The sequence below is a fragment of the Thalassospiraceae bacterium LMO-SO8 genome, assembly GCA_031655335.1.
Classification (GTDB): Bacteria; Pseudomonadota; Alphaproteobacteria; order Rhodospirillales; family Casp-alpha2; genus UBA1479.
Genome location: CP134226.1, coordinates 2513989 through 2530578 on the forward strand (window position 1 = coordinate 2513989; position 16590 = coordinate 2530578).

General features: G+C 65.8%; 14 protein-coding genes and 1 other RNA gene. 12 read left to right on the forward strand and 3 right to left on the reverse strand.

Annotated elements, in window-relative coordinates; translation table 11 throughout:
* Positions 1 to 45: 45 nt before the first annotated feature.
* Both RJ527_12025 and RJ527_12030 read right to left on the reverse strand, forming a co-directional pair.
* Positions 46 to 564: an RNA polymerase sigma factor gene (locus tag RJ527_12025; protein WND74769.1), complete on the reverse strand. Its 519-nt coding sequence runs from the start codon at positions 562 to 564 to the stop codon at positions 46 to 48.
* Positions 565 to 711: 147 nt separating this feature from the next.
* Positions 712 to 4326 carry a hydantoinase B/oxoprolinase family protein gene (locus RJ527_12030; GenBank protein ID WND74770.1) on the reverse strand — a complete coding sequence of 1205 codons (3615 nt, stop codon included), beginning with the start codon at positions 4324 to 4326 and terminating at the stop codon, positions 712 to 714.
* Between the two features lie 120 nt (positions 4327 to 4446).
* Between RJ527_12030 and RJ527_12035 the strand changes: the two genes are divergently transcribed.
* Positions 4447 to 5490, forward strand: a complete 1044-nt coding sequence (locus RJ527_12035) for a hydroxyacid dehydrogenase (protein ID WND74771.1) — start codon at positions 4447 to 4449, stop codon at positions 5488 to 5490.
* Between the two features lie 21 nt (positions 5491 to 5511).
* On the opposite strand, the gene RJ527_12040 is transcribed toward RJ527_12035, so the two are convergent.
* Positions 5512 to 6639 carry an NAD(P)/FAD-dependent oxidoreductase gene (locus tag RJ527_12040; protein WND74772.1) on the reverse strand — a complete coding sequence of 376 codons (1128 nt, stop codon included), beginning with the start codon at positions 6637 to 6639 and terminating at the stop codon, positions 5512 to 5514.
* Between the two features lie 116 nt (positions 6640 to 6755).
* On the opposite strand from RJ527_12040, the gene RJ527_12045 reads away from it, so the two are divergent.
* The 11 genes from RJ527_12045 (at position 6756) to RJ527_12095 (ending at position 16589) form a co-directional block, all read left to right on the forward strand.
* Complete coding sequence (locus RJ527_12045; protein ID WND74773.1) at positions 6756 to 7718, forward strand: hypothetical protein; 963 nt, start codon at positions 6756 to 6758, stop codon at positions 7716 to 7718.
* A 31-nt stretch (positions 7719 to 7749) separates the two neighbouring features.
* The gene (locus RJ527_12050) at positions 7750 to 8499 is read left to right on the forward strand and encodes a DUF3750 domain-containing protein (protein WND74774.1); all 750 of its coding nucleotides are present in this window, start codon (positions 7750 to 7752) and stop codon (positions 8497 to 8499) included.
* A 70-nt stretch (positions 8500 to 8569) separates the two neighbouring features.
* The gene (locus RJ527_12055) at positions 8570 to 9328 is read left to right on the forward strand and encodes a TerB family tellurite resistance protein (protein ID WND74775.1); all 759 of its coding nucleotides are present in this window, start codon (positions 8570 to 8572) and stop codon (positions 9326 to 9328) included.
* A gap of 45 nt (positions 9329 to 9373) precedes the next feature.
* Positions 9374 to 10075, forward strand: coding sequence for an N-acetylmuramoyl-L-alanine amidase (locus RJ527_12060; GenBank protein ID WND74776.1), 702 nt, complete (start codon positions 9374 to 9376; stop codon positions 10073 to 10075).
* 27 nt (positions 10076 to 10102) lie between these two features.
* An RNA gene (gene rnpB / locus RJ527_12065) (RNase P RNA component class A) lies at positions 10103 to 10499 on the forward strand.
* A gap of 48 nt (positions 10500 to 10547) precedes the next feature.
* A complete protein-coding gene (locus tag RJ527_12070) occupies positions 10548 to 10931 on the forward strand; it encodes a hypothetical protein (GenBank protein WND74777.1) in 384 nt (127 codons plus the stop codon).
* A 442-nt stretch (positions 10932 to 11373) separates the two neighbouring features.
* Positions 11374 to 11931: a division/cell wall cluster transcriptional repressor MraZ gene (locus tag RJ527_12075; GenBank protein WND74778.1), complete on the forward strand. Its 558-nt coding sequence runs from the start codon at positions 11374 to 11376 to the stop codon at positions 11929 to 11931.
* Positions 11924 to 12898, forward strand: coding sequence for a 16S rRNA (cytosine(1402)-N(4))-methyltransferase RsmH (rsmH, locus tag RJ527_12080; GenBank protein WND74779.1), 975 nt, complete (start codon positions 11924 to 11926; stop codon positions 12896 to 12898). Before RJ527_12075 ends, rsmH begins: the two co-directional genes overlap by 8 nt.
* A gap of 16 nt (positions 12899 to 12914) precedes the next feature.
* Positions 12915 to 13349, forward strand: coding sequence for a hypothetical protein (locus RJ527_12085; protein WND74780.1), 435 nt, complete (start codon positions 12915 to 12917; stop codon positions 13347 to 13349).
* The gene (locus tag RJ527_12090) at positions 13346 to 15139 is read left to right on the forward strand and encodes a penicillin-binding protein 2 (GenBank protein WND74781.1); all 1794 of its coding nucleotides are present in this window, start codon (positions 13346 to 13348) and stop codon (positions 15137 to 15139) included. Before RJ527_12085 ends, RJ527_12090 begins: the two co-directional genes overlap by 4 nt.
* Positions 15126 to 16589: a UDP-N-acetylmuramoyl-L-alanyl-D-glutamate--2,6-diaminopimelate ligase gene (locus RJ527_12095; protein ID WND74782.1), complete on the forward strand. Its 1464-nt coding sequence runs from the start codon at positions 15126 to 15128 to the stop codon at positions 16587 to 16589. The genes RJ527_12090 and RJ527_12095 overlap by 14 nt, the downstream gene beginning before the upstream one ends.
* Position 16590: the final 1 nt, after the last annotated feature.

Below are 16590 nucleotides of genomic sequence, written 5' to 3' on the forward strand. Positions count from 1 at the left end.
CTATAAGACGAGTAGAGGAACGTGGATCGGTGCTCAAGGCACCCATCATCCGGTCAGGTCATCGTGGAACCGGCGGCGGGCTTCGATCAGGGTGTTAAGAGCGGTTTTCAGGTCTTTGTAGACCGTGGTCACGCCGATCCCCAGTTCCGCCGCGATCTGAGGTTGAGAAAGGTCGTCGAAGCGGGCCAAAAGGAACACCCGGCGGCAGCGATCGGGAAGGGAGGCAATCGCGGCCTCCATATGGGTCAGTTCGGCCCGGGCGAGCGCATGGCGTTCGGGAGTCAAATCCTCGGTCTGGCGCCAGACGGCGCCGTCGGACTCGGTCAAAATCTCGCCCCGCCGTTTCTCGACCCGAACATGGTCCGTCGCCAGATTGGCGGCCATGGTGAACAAATAGGCGCGCCGATTGTGCACGGGCGGTTCATCGTCGGCGCGCAGAAGCTTTACATAAAGGTCATGAGCGATGTCAGACGCAAGTGAACGGGATCCCAGCCGCCGGCCGAGGAAGCGCAGCAATTCCCATTCGTGTTCATGATAGGCGCGCAGTAGCAGCGACTCGTTCATGGCTGTCCTTGTCCGCCTTGGCAGATGACGTCCGTCCCACCGGGCATTGGTCGAGCAACATAGTAATTTTGAGAATGATTCTCAATTACAAAAATGCACGAAGGGTGAAGCGAGGTGTGCGGGGCAGAGAGGATGCCGAGACCCGACCTAAGCCGCGCCGAAACCGCCGCCGCCCGGCGTTTCGATGATGAACACGTCGCCGGGTTTCAGCTCGCGGCGGTCCGTGCCGGTCAGCTCCTCCACCCCGCCGCCGGCCCGTTCCACGGCGTTGCGGCCGACCGCGCCGGGGCCGCCGCCGTCGATCCCGTGGGGCGGCACGCGGCGATGGCTGGACAGGATCGCCGCCGTCATGTCCTCGAGGAAGCGGATGCGCCGCACCACGCCGTCGCCGCCCCGGTGGGCCCCGGCGCCGCCCGAGCCCCGGCGGATCGCGAAGCGCTCGACCATGACCGGGAAGCGCCATTCCAGGACTTCCGGGTCGGTCAGGCGGGTATTGGTCATGTGGGTGTGCACCGCGTTCGTGCCGTCGAAATCAGGCCCCGCGCCGGACCCGCCGCAGATGGTTTCGTAGTACTGATGGCGGTCGTTGCCGAAGGTGAAGTTGTTGCAGGTCCCCTGGCTGGAGGCGAGGGCCCCCAGGGCGCCGAACAGCGCGTCGGTGACGATCATGCTGGTTTCCACGTTGCCCGCGACCACGGCGGCGGGATATTCGGGCGACAGCATGGATTTCTTGGGGATCACCAGCTTGAGCGGCTTCAGGCAGCCGGCGTTGAGGGGAATGTCGTCGTCGATCAGCGTGCGGAAGGTGTAGAGCACCGCCGCGTGGCAGACGGCGGTGGGCGCGTTGAAGTTGCTGTCCAGCTGCGCGGACGAGCCCGAGAAATCCAAGGTCGCCTCGCGCTTCTTATGGTTGACCTTGATCTTCACGTCGATCACGGCGCCGTTGTCCATCTCGCAGGTGAACTGCCCGTCGGTCAGCACGTCGAGCACCCGGCGCACGCTTTCCTCGGCGTTGTCCTGGACATGGTCCATATAGGCCCAGACCGTTTTCAGGCCGAAGTGATCGACCATCTTGCGCAGTTCCTGCGCACCCTTTTCGTTGGCCGCGATCTGGGCCGCCAGATCAGCCAAATTTTGATCAAAATTCCGCACGGGGTAGGGGCCGCCGCACAGCAATTCACGCAGGGCGTCCTCGCGCAGATTGCCCTGATCGACCAGCAGGAAGTTGTCGATCAAAACACCTTCTTCCTCGACCGTCTTCGAGTCAGGCGGCATGGAGCCGGGCGTGATGCCGCCGATGTCGGCGTGATGGCCGCGCGAGCCGACGTAGAACAGGATGTCCTCGCCCTTGTCGTCGAACACGGGCGTGATGACCGTGACGTCCGGCAGGTGGGTGCCGCCGTTGTAGGGGGCGTTCAGGGCATAGACGTTGCCGGGTTTTATCCGGCCTGCGTTGTCCCGCATCACGGCGCGGATGCTTTCGCCCATGGACCCCAGATGCACCGGGATATGCGGCGCGTTGGCGATCAATTCGCCCTTGCGGTCGAACACGGCGCAGGAGAAATCGAGCCGTTCCTTGATGTTCACGGAATAGCTGGTGTTGGCCAGGGTCGTGCCCATCTGTTCGGCGATCGACATGAACAGGTTGTTGAAGATTTCCAGCATCACCGGATCGGCCTGGGTGCCGATGGCGTGGACTTCCGGGCGCGGCTCGGCGCGGGTCAGGATCAGGTGACCCTTGCGGGTCATCTCCGCGGCCCAACCCGGCTCGACCACGATGGTCGAGGTGTTCTCGACCAGGATCGTGGGTCCGGCCAGACGGTCGCCCGGCAGCAGCGCCTCGGTCCTATAGACGGGCGTCTCGTACGTTCTGCCGCCCGAGGTCATGGGCACCAGGGTCATGGGGCGCAGGGCCGCCACGCCGGGGATGTCGGCGATGTCCGGGTCTTCCGCCATGCCGGCGCGGCCGACGACCTCGACCGACACGGCCTCGATGATGTGCCCGCGGCCGGGGGCGGTGAAGCCGTAGCGTTGGCGGTGCAGGGTCTCGAACTCGTCGATCATCTTGTTGCGGTCGCCGAAGGGCACGATCAGGGCCGTGTCCGTGCCCTTGTAGCGAAGATGGGCGCGGCGGAAGGTTTCGATGTTGTCCTTGGCGATGCCCTGGCCGTCGATCTCGGCGCGGGCCTCCTTTTCCAGCCCTTCGATGAGTTCCATCAGGGGCGCGGTCAGACCGGCGGCCAGCGGCGCCTCCACCGCCTTCTCGCGGATCGCCCGCACGTCGGCCAGCCCCATGCCGTAGGCCGACAGAACGCCCGCGAAGGGATGCAGGAACACCGTGTTCATGCCGAGCGCGTCGGCGACCAGGCAGGCATGCTGCCCCGCCGCGCCGCCGAAGCAGTTGAGCACGTAGCCGGTCACGTCGTGGCCGCGCTGCACGGAAATCTTCTTGATGGCGTTGGCCATGTTTTCAACGGCGATCTTGAGGAAGCCCTCGGCGACCTCTTCCGGCGCGCGGTCGTCGCCGGTCTGTTCGTGGATGGTCTGGGCCATGTCCTCAAACTTGCGGCGCACGGCGCGGTCGTCCAGCGGCTGATCGGCGTCGGGGCCGAACACGGCGGGGAAGTATTGGGGCTGCACCTTGCCCAGCATGACGTTGCAGTCGGTGACGGTCAGCGGCCCGCCCCGGCGGTAGCACGCCGGGCCCGGATCGGCGCCGGCGCTGTCGGGACCGACCCGGTATCTGGCCCCGTCGAAATGCAGGATCGATCCGCCGCCGGCGGCGACCGTGTGGATGTTCATCATCGGGGCCCGCATGCGCACGCCCGCGACCAGGGTCTCGAAGGTGCGCTCGTACTCTCCGTCATAGTGCGACACGTCCGTGGAGGTGCCGCCCATGTCGAAGCCGATGACCTTGGCGAAGCCCGCCATGCGCGCCGTCTCGACCATCCCAACCACGCCGCCGGCGGGGCCGGACAGGATCGAATCCTTGCCCTGGAACAGGCGCGCGTCGGTCAGTCCGCCGTTGGACTGCATGAACTGAAGCGGCGTGTCGCCCAGGTCCGCCGCCACCCGGTCGACATAGCGGCGCAGGATCGGCGACAGATAGGCGTCGACCACCGTGGTGTCGCCGCGGCTGACCAGTTTCATCAGGGGGCTGACCTGGTGGCTGACGGAGACCTGGGTGAAGCCGATGTCGCGGGCGATCCGGGCGGCGCGGCGTTCGTGGTCCGGATAGCGGTAGCCGTGCATGAACACGATGGCGGCGGCGCGGATGCCGGCGTCGAAGGCGTCCTGCAACCCGGCGCGAAGGCGGTTTTCGTCAAGCGGTGTCAGAACCTCGCCCTGGGCGTTCAGGCGCTCGCCGACCTCGACCACGCGTTCATAGAGCATTTCCGGCAGTTCGATATGGCGGGCGAAGATGTTCGGGCGGGCCTGATAACCGATGCGCAGCGCGTCGCTGAAGCCGTCGGTGATGGCCAACACCGTGCGGTCGCCCTTGCGCTCCAGCAGCGCATTGGTGGCCACGGTGGTGCCCATCTTGACGATGCTGACCGCATCCCGGGGGATCGCTTCCCCGGCGGCCAGACCCAGGATGTCGCGGATGCCCTGCAGGGCCGCGTCTTCGTACTGGTCCGGGTTTTCCGACAGCAGCTTATGGGTGACCAGCCGCCCGTCCGGTGCCCGCGCGACCAGATCCGTGAAGGTGCCGCCCCGGTCGATCCAGACGTGCCAGCCCGATGATTGTGTTTGGTCCGCCATGTGGTCGGTCGCCGGTCCTCTCAAGCCCCCGTAGGCCCCGGTTTTTCTTGTCGGCTTTATGACAGACCGGATAGAACAGCCTCACAAGCAAAAACACAAGCCCAGAGGACATCCCTCCCCATGTCGCGCACTCTCGCCTACTTCAACAAATTCGTCGATCCCATCGCCATGGACATCCTGGCCGCCGCGCCGGAGATCACGCCTCAGCGCATCGCCTTCGAAGACGATGCCGACCACAATTGGAACCTTCTTGCCCAAGTCCACGGCATTCAGTTCATGCCGACCAACGAAACCCCGAAAGCCTGGTATCCGAACCGGGCGTTCCTGGAACGCTGCCCCAATCTTCTGGCCGTGTCCTCGACCGGGGCTGGTTACGATATGATCGACGTCGATGCGTGCAACGATCTGGGCATCATGGTGGTCAACAATTCGGGCGCCAATTCGGTGTCTGTGGCGCAGCATGTGCTGGGTCTGGCGCTGACGCTGTCCAAGCAGATCGCGCAGACCGACAAGGCGATCCGCGCCAACCCGAGGATCGATCGTCAGAACTTCATCGGCTCGGAGTTGACCGGCAAGACGGTGGGCATCGTCGGCCTGGGCAACATCGGCCGGCTGGTCGCGGGCTATGTGAAGGTGTTCGGCGCCAAGGCGATTGCCTATGACCCTTATATCAGCGACGCCGATTTTGCCGAACGCGGGGCGGAAAAGGTCGATTTCGAAACCCTGTTCCGGGAAGCCGACATCGTGTCCATCAACTGTCCGCTGAACGCCGAGACCCGCGGCATGGTCGATGCCCGCGCTTTCGCGTTCATGAAGCCCACGGCTTATTTCATCACCACGGCGCGGGGTGGTATCGCCAACGAGGACGCGCTGGTCGCGGCGCTGCGTGAAAAACGTATCCAGGGGGCCGGGCTCGACGTGTTCGAGATCGAACCCACGGGCAATGCCGACAACCGATTTGTCGAATTCGATAACGTGCTGCTGTCGCCCCACAACGCGGGCGTCACTTATGAGTGCAACTACAACATGGCGAAGGCGGCGGCCGAGCAATGGGTCGCGATCCTGCGCGGTGAAAAGCCGCCGCGCCTGAAGAACCCGGAGGTCTGGGGCCGCTATACCGAACGGTTCACGCAGGTCTTCGGCCAGGGCGTCGCCGCGGAATAACCGCGGCGCGCCTGTCGGCGGCTAGGACGGAACCAGCGCCGTGACCCGTTTGGCGATCGCGAGTGACGAGGTCAGCCCCGGGCTTTCGATGCCGTAAAGGCCGACGTAATTGGCCAGCCCGTGTACGTCCGCGCCCTGGATGACGAAGTCGGCGGCGTATTTGTCGTTGCTGTTGGTCAACTTGGGCCGTACGCCGGTGTAACCCGGTGACAGCGCGCCGTCGGCCAGCCCCGGCCAGTAACGGCGGATGGCGGTGTAGAAGCTGTCGACCCGGCTTTCGTCCACCTTGTAGTCGATCTGGTCCGGATGGGTGACGTCGAGCCATTCCACGTCGGGCCCGAACTTGGTGCCGCCGCCGAGATCGAGGGTCGAATGGGTGCCGAGCCCGCCCGGCACGGGGGCCGGATAGATCAGGTGGTTGAAGGGGCTTTTGCCGGCGATGGTGAAATAGTGGCCCTTGGCGTAGAAAATTCCGGGGATGCTGTCCGCCGGGATGCCGTCGATGGCGCGGGCGATGTGCTGGGCGTAAAGCCCGCCCGCGTTGACCACCAGGGAACAGTCCAGTTCCATGGGGGCGTCACCGCCGGCGCGGATGCGGATGCGCCCGTCGGCCAGCACCTCGCCGCCTTCCACCGGGGTGTTGAAGGCGATCATGCCGCCCCGGTCTTCCAGTTCGCCCTGCAACGACAGCATGTAGCCGTGGCTTTCAACGATGCCGGTGGAGGGCGACAGCAGGCCCGCCGCCGCCGTCACGTTGGGCTCCATCTCCTTCATCTGCCTGGCGTCCAGCCAGGTCAGGTCGTGAACGCCGTTGGCCTCGCCCTTGGCCTTCAGTTCCTCCAGCTTGGAAACCTCGTCCTCGGTGATGGCGACGATGATTTTGCCGATCCGGTTGTGCTCGACCCCGTGGCTTGCGCAATATTCGTAGAGCATTTGCTTGCCCTCGACACAGCACAGCGCCTTCAGCGAATCCTTGGGATAATAGATGCCGCCGTGGATGACCTCGGAATTGCGGGAACTGGTGCCGGTGCCGATATCGTCGGCCTTTTCCAGCAGGATGACGTCGCGCCCGGCCTGGGCCAGGGTGCGCGCGCAGGCCAGGCCCACGACGCCCGCGCCGATGACTACCGTATCAACCTGTTCGGCCATGGATGCTCCTTGGGGATTGGGATTTCTTGATCGGATTGTATACATCTGGGTTTGCCCCATAATCGATTTCCGCGCAAGTGCCCGGATGCCGCCCGCTCCACCTCAGGACCGATCCAATGAACCCCGCCGCCTTGATCGTCTCCGGCCTCGCTTTTCTCGGCCGCCACGCCACCACCATGATGGCCGTGGGCGTGTTTTCCGGCCTGGCTTTCCCCGGCGTGACGGTGCATCTGCAACCCTGGCTGACGGAAATGGTCTGGGTCCTGATGTTCGTGTCCATGGTCCATATCGACTGGGCCGACGTGAGGGGCCATATCCGCCGGCCGTTCCTTTTGGGCATCACGTTGGTCTGGATGCTGGCGGTAACACCGATCGTCACCTGGCTGCTGGTCAAGGATACGGGACTGTCGCCGGGCCTGATCGCGGCCATGGTGTTGACGGCGGCCAGCTGCCCGCTGATGTCCACGCCCGCCGTCGGGATGGTCATCGGGCTCGACGGCGCGTTCCTGCTGCTGGTGCTGATCGCCGAAACCTTCCTGGTGCCGCTGACCTTGCCCGTGGTCTCGTCGGCCCTGGTGGATATTCCCCTGTCGACGCTCGATCTCATGGGGCGGCTGGCGGCGCTGGTCGCTTCGACCTTCGCCGCCGCGGTGATCGCGCAGCGGGTTCTCGGCCGCGCGCGGATCGACGGCTGGCGCCAGCCCCTGCACGGGATATCGGTGATTTTGCTGGTCGGTTTCGCCGCCGGTCTGATGGCGGGCGTGCCGCAGGCGTTCCGCGACAATCCGGACCACGTGATTTTCGTCACGATCCTCAGCTTCGCCGTCTATGCGGGCCTTCAGCTTGCCGGGGCGGGGGTCTTCGTGGCGGTCGGGCGCGTGCTGGGCCGCGACTGGGACCGGGTCAAGGTGCTGTCGGCGTCCTTCGCGTCCGGTAACCGCAACCTCGCCATCCTGATCGCGGTTTTGCTGCCGGCCATCGACCCGGATACCATGCTTTACTTCGTGGTCGGCCAGTTCCCCATCTATCTTATGCCCGCGGTATGGCGGCAACTGGCGAAACGGCTGCTGCCTGCCTAAGTAGTAAGGCGTTGGATTTATCTGGATCATCATGTTGAAAACCAAAACATTGCGGACCGTGGCGAAGGGGCTGTTTGTGCTTCTGGTCGTCGGCGCGGCCGCCGGCATTGGAAAGCACACGGTCATGGCGGATTGGCGCACGGCCAGCCGGGAGCCCACGGGCATCGCGCCCGACCCGGCGGTGACCCGGGAAGCGATCGTTCAGGTCTATGCGGCGCGCGCCTTTTCCTGGCGCGGCATCTTCGGCGTCCATACCTGGATCGCGGCCAAGCCGACCGACGCGGCGGCGTTCACGGTCTACGAGATCATCGGCTGGCGCGCGCGCCATGGCGGATCGGCCCTGGTCATCACGGAAAAGGCGCCGGACCAGCGTTGGTTCGGGGCCGAGCCGGAAATCCTCGCGGACAAGCGGGGGGCGGGCGTCGACGACATGATCGCGCGCATCGACGCCGCCGCCCGCGCCTATCCCCATGCCAGGACCTATACGGTCTGGCCTGGGCCCAATTCCAACACCTTCACCGCCCATGTCGCCCGCGCCGTGCCGGAACTGGCCCTTGACCTGCCGCCCACGGCGATCGGCAAGGACTATCTTCCGGGTGGCGGTTTCGCCGCCAAAACGCCGAGCGGCACCGGTTATCAGTTGTCCCTGTTCGGGCTGCTGGGCGTGATGGCCGGGGTCGAGGAGGGGGTCGAGATCAATATTCTGGGCCTGACCTTCGGCATTGACCCCAAGGATCTCGCCGTCAAACTGCCCCTGGCGGGACGGCTCGGACCATCCTAAATTGCGGCCCGAGGAAATGCGCCGCCGGCGCCGTCAACAAGCCGCCAAGGGCGGGGGAAGTCAATCGACCATGAGCATCTGGGGTAAAGTCGTCGGCGGGGTTGCCGGGTTCGCCATGGGCGGCCCGCTGGGTGCGCTCATCGGCGGCATCGCGGGCCATATGTACGATCAGAAAAAGGCCGAGGAAGAGGCCCTTCTGTCCGGCGGCCATGCCGGCGCCGACGCACAGAACGAAGCCCGTCAGGTCGCCTTCACCCAGGCCGTCATCGTGCTGGCCGCCAAGATGGCGAAATCGGACGGGGCGGTGTCGAAGGACGAAATCCTCGCCTTCCGCCGCATGTTCCATGTCCCGCCCGAGGACGAGGCCGCCGTCGGCAAGCTGTTCAACGAGGCGCGCAAGGACGCCACCGGCTACGAGCCCTATGCCGAACAGATCGCCATGATGTTCGCGCGCGAGCCGGCGGTGCTGGAAGAATTGCTCGCGGCCCTGTTCCACATCGCCAAGGCCGACGGCGCCGTGCATCCCGGCGAGATGGAGTTCCTGCGCCGCACGTCCCTGATCTTCGGCTTCACGCCCCAGGGGTTCGAGCGCCTGAAGGCCATGCACCTGAACGAGCCCAAGAAGGCCGACCCTTACGAAATTCTGGGCGTGAAGCGCACGGATTCGGACGCCGACATCAAAAAGGCCTACCGCCAGCTGATCCGCGAGAACCACCCGGACAAGCTGATGGCCGACGGCATGCCCCAGGAATTCATCGACCTCGCCAACGACAAGATGGCGGCCATCAACGCGGCCTACGATCAGGTCAAGAAGGAACGCGGGCTTTAGGGTATAATTGGCGCGGGCCTTTCCAATCCCATGGGGGGAATTTCCATGCCCGAGATCGTCATCGACCCCAGCCCGAACTGCGACGAGCGCGGCCCGGGTTTCACCGTGGACATGCTGGTGCTGCACTACACCGGCATGGAAACGGCGGCGGCGGCGCTCGACCGCCTGAAAGACCCCAAGGCCGAGGTCTCGGCCCATTACCTGATCGACGAGGACGGCACGGTCCACCGCCTGGTGGACGAGAAAATGCGCGCCTGGCACGCGGGCGTCGCCCATTGGCGCGGCCGCACGGATATCAACGCGCGGTCCATCGGGATCGAACTGGTCAACCCGGGCCACGAATGGGGCTACCGCGAGTTCCCCGAGGCGCAGATCAGGGAGCTTGAGGCCGTGTGTTTCGGCGTCCTCACCCGCCATCCCATTCCGGCCCGCAACGTGGTCGGCCATTCCGACGTGGCGCCCACGCGCAAGACCGACCCGGGTGAACTGTTCCCGTGGCAACGGCTGGCCGGGAAGGGCATCGGCCTGTGGCCGGGCGAAGCGGACAATCTGATGATGGACCGGCCCGTGCTGGCCGATGCGCTTCGGGAAATCGGCTACGACGTCACGGACTTCAATGCAGCCTTGAAGGCCTTTCAGCGCCATTTCCGCCCGGACCGGGTGACGGGGCGCATCGACCCCGAGACGGCGCGGCGCATTCTGGGGCTGGTCGAGGTCCTGCGCCGGGACGAGGACGCTGTTTCCTGACCGCAAATAGGCTATAACGCCCCCGGACCAGACGGCTGGACGGCTGCCTCTTGCTACGGCGAAAGCTGCAAGGGGAGGAAAGTCCGGGCTCCACGGAAACACGGTGCCGGGTAACCCCCGGCGGGCGCGAGCCTAGGGAAAGTGCCACAGAAAGCAAACCGCCCGGCTTTCGAGCCGGGTAAGGGTGAAAGGGTGCGGTAAGAGCGCACCGCGTCCTTGGCAACAAGGACGGCACGGTAAACCCCACCGGGAGCAAAACCGAATAGGAAGGGCCGGCGGCTTCGGACCGCGGATGCGTTTCCGCATCGTCCTTCGGGTAGGTTGCGCGAGGCGGGCGGCGACGTCCGTCCCAGATGAATGGCCGTCCATCGGGCCGCCGCGAGGCGCCCGGGGACAGAACCCGGCTTACAGGCCGTCTGGTCCTAATTACTCTACCTACGATACGATGTACGAAGGCGAAGAGGGGGCCCGGATGGGGTTCTACATTTACTTATTCGGGCCGATTGTCGTGTCTTCTGTCCTCGGCATCGCATTTGGTGTCATCTACAGGCGCAAGGCCGATCGGAATTACAAGGCCGCTCAGCTTGGCCTCGCCAAGTTAATGCAGGATCAGCGGCCAACCGATGCGTCGGTCGTTCGCCTGTTCGAAGATCATGAGCACCGGTTGATCGAGAGTAATGGTCGGGAATTGGTGTTTTCGCCCAGGCCCTTCGAAACATGGTCGACCGCAGCCTTGTTAGGCTGGTCGCTCATTCTGTGCGGTGGCCCGATCATCTTTGTAGGTCTTATGTATTTAACCGGTCGCCCTGATCAGCGTGTCATCGTTGATCTCGCTGCTCTTTTGGCCAACGGGTAACGCCGCCCGGATTCCCCCGATCCGCCCCAAAAATGCCCCCATGCCCGCAAAATTAGGCCCGCTTCGGGGGCTTTAATCGTCCCATATCGGAACTTTTTTGACCCGGCCCCGGATGCCGGCGGCCCGTGGCGGCTGTGCGCGCCGGGCCGGGAAGCGGGGAAATCATGGTTTCATCTTCGTTAACGGCCGCGCTGTGGCCCGCCGAGGCCCATGGAATCCCAGGCCAATTCCATTGACGCCCATGATATCCCATGATATCCCAAACATGCCCAAAGTGCGTGAATGGCGCAGTGTTTTCGGACGCCGGGCCGCACCTTGTCCTTACGGGCGGGGCGGTTATCGGGGGCCGGGGGCGGCGCCACTGAGGAATTCCGGGAGGGAATCACGGAATTCTTTTCGGTCGGAGGACCGGCGGACGCGGGTGCGGGGACGACGTCCGGAGTTGGGCGCGATCATCCCCGCCGAGCGGGAATCGGGCGAAAGCCCTAAGGGGGTAGCGGTGGCGCTGCTGGTCGGACGGCACGTCAACAGGATCGACAAGAAGGGACGGGTCAGCGTACCCAAGCCCTTCCGCGCGGCCCTGTCGCGCGGCCAGTCTGATGCCGACGCCTTTTCCGGCCTCTATGCCTTTCCGTCCTTCAAGTATCCGGCGCTCGAAGCCTGCGACGAGGCTTTCATGATGCGCCTCGCCGAAGGGCTCGAGAATCTCGATGTGTTCTCCGACGACCAGGACGATCTGGCCGCCGTGATCCTGGAAAACGCCCGCGAGCTGCCGATGGACCCGGAAGGCCGCATCGTCCTGACCGACGATCTCCGCGATTACGCCAACATCAAGAACGAGGTCCTGTTCGTCGGCCGCGGCACCCGCATGATGATGTGGGAGCCGGTCGCCTACGAAGCCCAGCGCGGCGGCGCCTTCGAGCGCGCCAAATCGCGCGGCATGACATTGAAATTACCGAAACGGCCAGGCGCATCGGCCGGGGAGGACGGCGATGGCTGATAAATCCCGTCACTCCCCGGTCATGCTTGCCGAAGTTCTCCGCGCCCTGGAGCCCCGGGACGGCGGCGTCTATGTCGACGCCACCTTCGGCGCCGGGGGATATTCCCGCGGTTTGCTGGAGGCCGCCGACTGCACGGTCTGGGGCATCGACCGCGACCCCCTGGCGCAAACCATCGGCGCCGAACTGGGCCAGGAATTTCCGGGCCGCCTGACGGTGCTGGCCGGGCGCTTCGGCGACATGAAGGAACTGCTGTCCTCCGTCGGGGTGGGGCGGATCGACGGCGTGGCGCTCGACCTCGGCGTGTCCTCCATGCAGTTGGACGACCCGGCGCGGGGGTTTTCCTTCCGCGCCGACGGGCCCTTGGACATGCGCATGGATTCCGACAGCCGCCTGGGCCACGACATGGCGACCGCCGCCGACGTGGTCAATTCCATGGCCGAACAGGAACTGGCCGACCTTATCTATAAGTACGGCGAGGAACGGGCGTCGCGCCGCGTTGCGCGCGCCATCGTCGAACTGCGGGAAAAGGCGCCGATCACCCGCACCGAGGAACTGGCCGACCTGATCCGCGGCGTCGTCAAGAAATCCAAGGACGGCATCGATCCCGCGACCCGCACGTTCCAGGCGCTGCGCATCTTCGTCAACGACGAACTGGGCGAACTGGCCCGCGGCCTTGCCGGGGCCGAGGCGATACTGGCGCCGGGCGGCCGGTTGGCCGTCGTGTCCTTCCATTCGCTGGAGGACCGGGTGGTAAAGGAATTCCTGCGCGAACGCTCCGGCGCCGGGCCGCGCCCGTCACGCCATCTGCCGGACCTGCCCGTCAGCACCCACAAGCCGACCTTCACCCTGATCACCCGCGGCACGGTCAAGCCGGGCGCGGCCGAGACCCGGTCCAACCCGCGCGCCCGTTCGGCCCGCCTGCGCTGGGCCGTGCGCACGGACGCCCCCGCCCGGGCGGCGGCATGATGAGGAGGGATCGCACATGAGCAAGCGCACGACCTTCCTCGCCCTTGTTCTCGCCGCCGTCATGTCGCTCGGCCTGTTCATGGTCAGCTACCAGGTCCAGGACCTGGAGGATCAGCTTGACGCCCTCAACCGCGGCATCGCCCGCGACAACCGCGCCGTCCACGTGCTGCAGGCGGAATGGGCGCATCTCAACGACCCGCAACGTCTGCGGATGTTGTCTGAACGCTATCTGGGGCTGGAACCCATCGCGACCAAACAGCTTGGCACGGTCGAGGACATTCCCTGGCGGCCCACCGTCGAGGTCGCCGACCGCACGGTTGAACCAAGGGCCGAAGCGGCCCCCGCGCCCGCCGTCACATCTTCCCGCGACAAGGCGGTCGAGGATGCCCTGCCGGCGATCCGCCGGGCCCTCGGCCTCGCCCCCCTGCCGGTGAAGGAGGGCGGACGATGATCGCGTCCCTCATGCAGGGTGATTTGTTCGATTTCGCGCGTTACCGGGGCGGCCCCACGGGCCGCACGGCCGAAGCCCTGGAAACCGGGCGCTCGCGCCTTATCGTCACCGGGCTGGTCATCACCATGGCCTTCATGGCGTTGGGCTGGCGGGTGGTCGACCTGACCCTGTTCGCCGACCGGGCCGAGCCGCGCCTGGCGCGCAGCGTCAATCCCCTGGCTCCGGTTCAGGAACGGGCGGACATCGTTGACCGCAACGGCATCGTCGTCGCGACCTCGCTGCCGGCCGTCTCTCTTTACGTCGATCCCAAGCATGTGATGGATGTGCAGGAAACCGCCGACAAGCTGATCCGCGTGCTGCCGGACCTGGACCGCGAGAAGCTGGAAAAGCGCCTCGCCTCGCGCGGGCGGTTCGTCTACCTGAAACGCAACCTGACGCCGGAACAGCATTACGCGGTCAACCGCCTGGGCCTGCCGGGCATTCAGTTCGAGCGCGGCGAGCGCCGGGTCTACCCCCAGGGTCGCCTGCTGGCCCATGTGCTGGGCGTCACCGACATCGACGGCCGCGGCACGGCCGGGATCGAACGCCATTTCGAAAGCAAACTGACGGGTGGGGGAGCTCCCCTGCAACTGTCCATCGATCTACGTATCCAGGCCATCGCCCATGAGGTGCTGACCAACACGGTGCAGGAATATTCCGCCCTTGGCGGCACGGCCATCGTGATGGACGCCAATACGTCCGAACTGGTGGCCATGGTCTCCCTGCCCGATTTCGACCCCAACCGCCCGGTGGAAATGCTGGGCGAGGCCGGTTTCAACCGCGCCACCAAGGGCGTCTATGAAATGGGTTCGACCTTCAAGCTGTTGACCGCCGCCATGGCGCTGGATTCCGGCGTGGTCGCCATTTCCGGCGGCTATGACGCATCCAAGCCGATGCGCGTGGCGCGCTTCGCGATCACCGATTACCACGCCAAGAACCGCTGGCTCAGCGTGCCGGAGATCCTGATTTTTTCATCGAATATCGGGGCAGCCAAAATGGCCCTCGATGTGGGCACCAAAGCCCAACAGACCTACCTCGGGCGGCTCGGCCTCCTGCGTCCGTCCCCCGTTGAGTTGCCTGAGGTAGGTCACCCTCTTGTCCCGTCGCCGTGGCGCGAAATCAGCACCGTGACGGTTTCTTACGGCCACGGCATTTCGGTTTCGCCGGTGCAGCTCGCCAATGCCATCGCGACCACGGTCAACGGCGGCATCCGCCGGCCGACCACGTTGATTAAGCAGCAGGCGCCGGAAGGCATTCCGGGGGCGCGCGTGTTCTCGCCGGACACCTCGGCCAAGATGCGCGGCCTGATGCGCCTGGTCGTCAGCCGCGGCACCGGCAAGAACGCGGAGAAGGAAGCCGACGGCTACCTGATCGGCGGTAAGACCGGCACGGCGGAAAAGATCAAGGCCGGCGGCTATTCCGACAAGGCCAACATCGCGTCCTTCGTCGGCGCGTTCCCGATCCACGCGCCGCGCTATGTGGTCTGCGTCGTCGTGGACGAGCCCAAGGGCACCAAGGAATCCTTCGGTTACGCCACGGGCGGCTGGGTCGCGGCACCGGCGGTCGGCCGCATCGTGCAGCGCACGGCCGGGATCATGGGCATTTCGCCTGAATACGGCATGCCGCATCTGGCGGCGGTCCGCGACCTTCCGGGCGAAGCGGAAGGGGCCGCGCCCGCGCTGAAGCCGGCGGCTCTTCGCGAACTCGAAAGCATTTCCCGTCAACCGGAGCAGGTGCGTGCGGCTGAGTGACATGTGGATGGACGAGATGAACAGCGGCCAGACGGCCGGGGCGAGGGCTCCGGAGATCACGGGCGTGACCTGTGACTCGCGCCGCGTCGCGCCCGGTTTCCTGTTCGCCGCCATTCCCGGCACCGCCAACGACGGCCGCGACTACATCCCCGATGCCCTGGCGCGCGGGGCGGCGGCGATCCTGGCGCCGCCCGGCACCCGGTTGCCCGACGGATACGAGACCACGCCGCTCCTTGATACGGACAACCCACGCCGCCGCTATGCCCTGCTGGCGGCGCGGTTCTATCCGCATCAGCCGGAAACCGTCGCCGCCGTCACCGGCACCAACGGCAAGACCTCGGTTGCCAGCTTCCTGCGTCAGATCTGGAAACAGGCGGGCCTTAAGGCCGCCAGCGCCGGGACCCTGGGCATTCAGTCGGACGTGTTCTCGCGCGACGAAGGGCTGACCACGCCCGATCCGGCGGACCTGCACGCGGACCTGTCGCATCTGGCGGATCTGGGTGTCGATCATCTGGCGCTTGAGGCGTCGAGCCATGGTCTCGACCAATGCCGGCTCGACGGTGTGCGCATCGCCGCCGGCGCCTTCACCAATCTGACCCGCGACCACCTGGATTATCACGGCAGCACCGATACCTATTTCAAGGCCAAGCGCCGCCTGTTCGATACCCTGGTCGTGGATGGCGGGGCCGCTGTCATCAACGCCGACGATGCCCATGGCGCCGACGTGATCGCCGCCGCCCAGGCCCGCCATCTGCGGGTTCGCACCTACGGCGAACGCGGTGTCGACTACAAGCTTCTGTCATCCCGGCCCGAAGCCCGCGGCCAGCACCTCGGCTTGATGGCCGAGGGTGTTGAGCGCGATTTGTTTCTGCCCCTGGCCGGACGCTTCCAAGCCATGAACGCGCTCTGCGCCCTGGGCCTGGCCCGGGTCACGGGGGTTGCGGCGGAAACCGCCCTGGCGGCGTTGGAAAGCCTGTCGGGCGCCCCCGGGCGCATGGAATGGATCGGCGAAAAGCCCACGGGCGGCGCCGTCTATGTGGATTACGCTCATACGCCGGATGCCTTGGAAAACGTGCTGACGGCGCTACGTCCCCATGCGGCGGGTGCGCTCGCCGTGGTGTTCGGCTGCGGCGGCGACCGGGACCGTGGCAAGCGCCCGGAAATGGGCCGCATCGCCGGCGATCTGGCCGACCGGGTCATCGTCACCGACGACAATCCGCGCAGCGAGGACCCCGATCAAATCCGTGCCGAAATCCTGGCAGCCGCCCCCGGCGCCTCGGAAATCGCCGACCGGGGCGAGGCGATCGCGACCGCCGTCGCCGACCTGTCGGCGGGCGAGATTCTGGTCATCGCCGGCAAGGGCCATGAGCGGGGCCAGATCGTCGGCTCCCGCATCCTGCCTTTCGACGACCGCGAGGCGGCCCGCGCCGCCCTGGCGGAGGAGGGGTAAG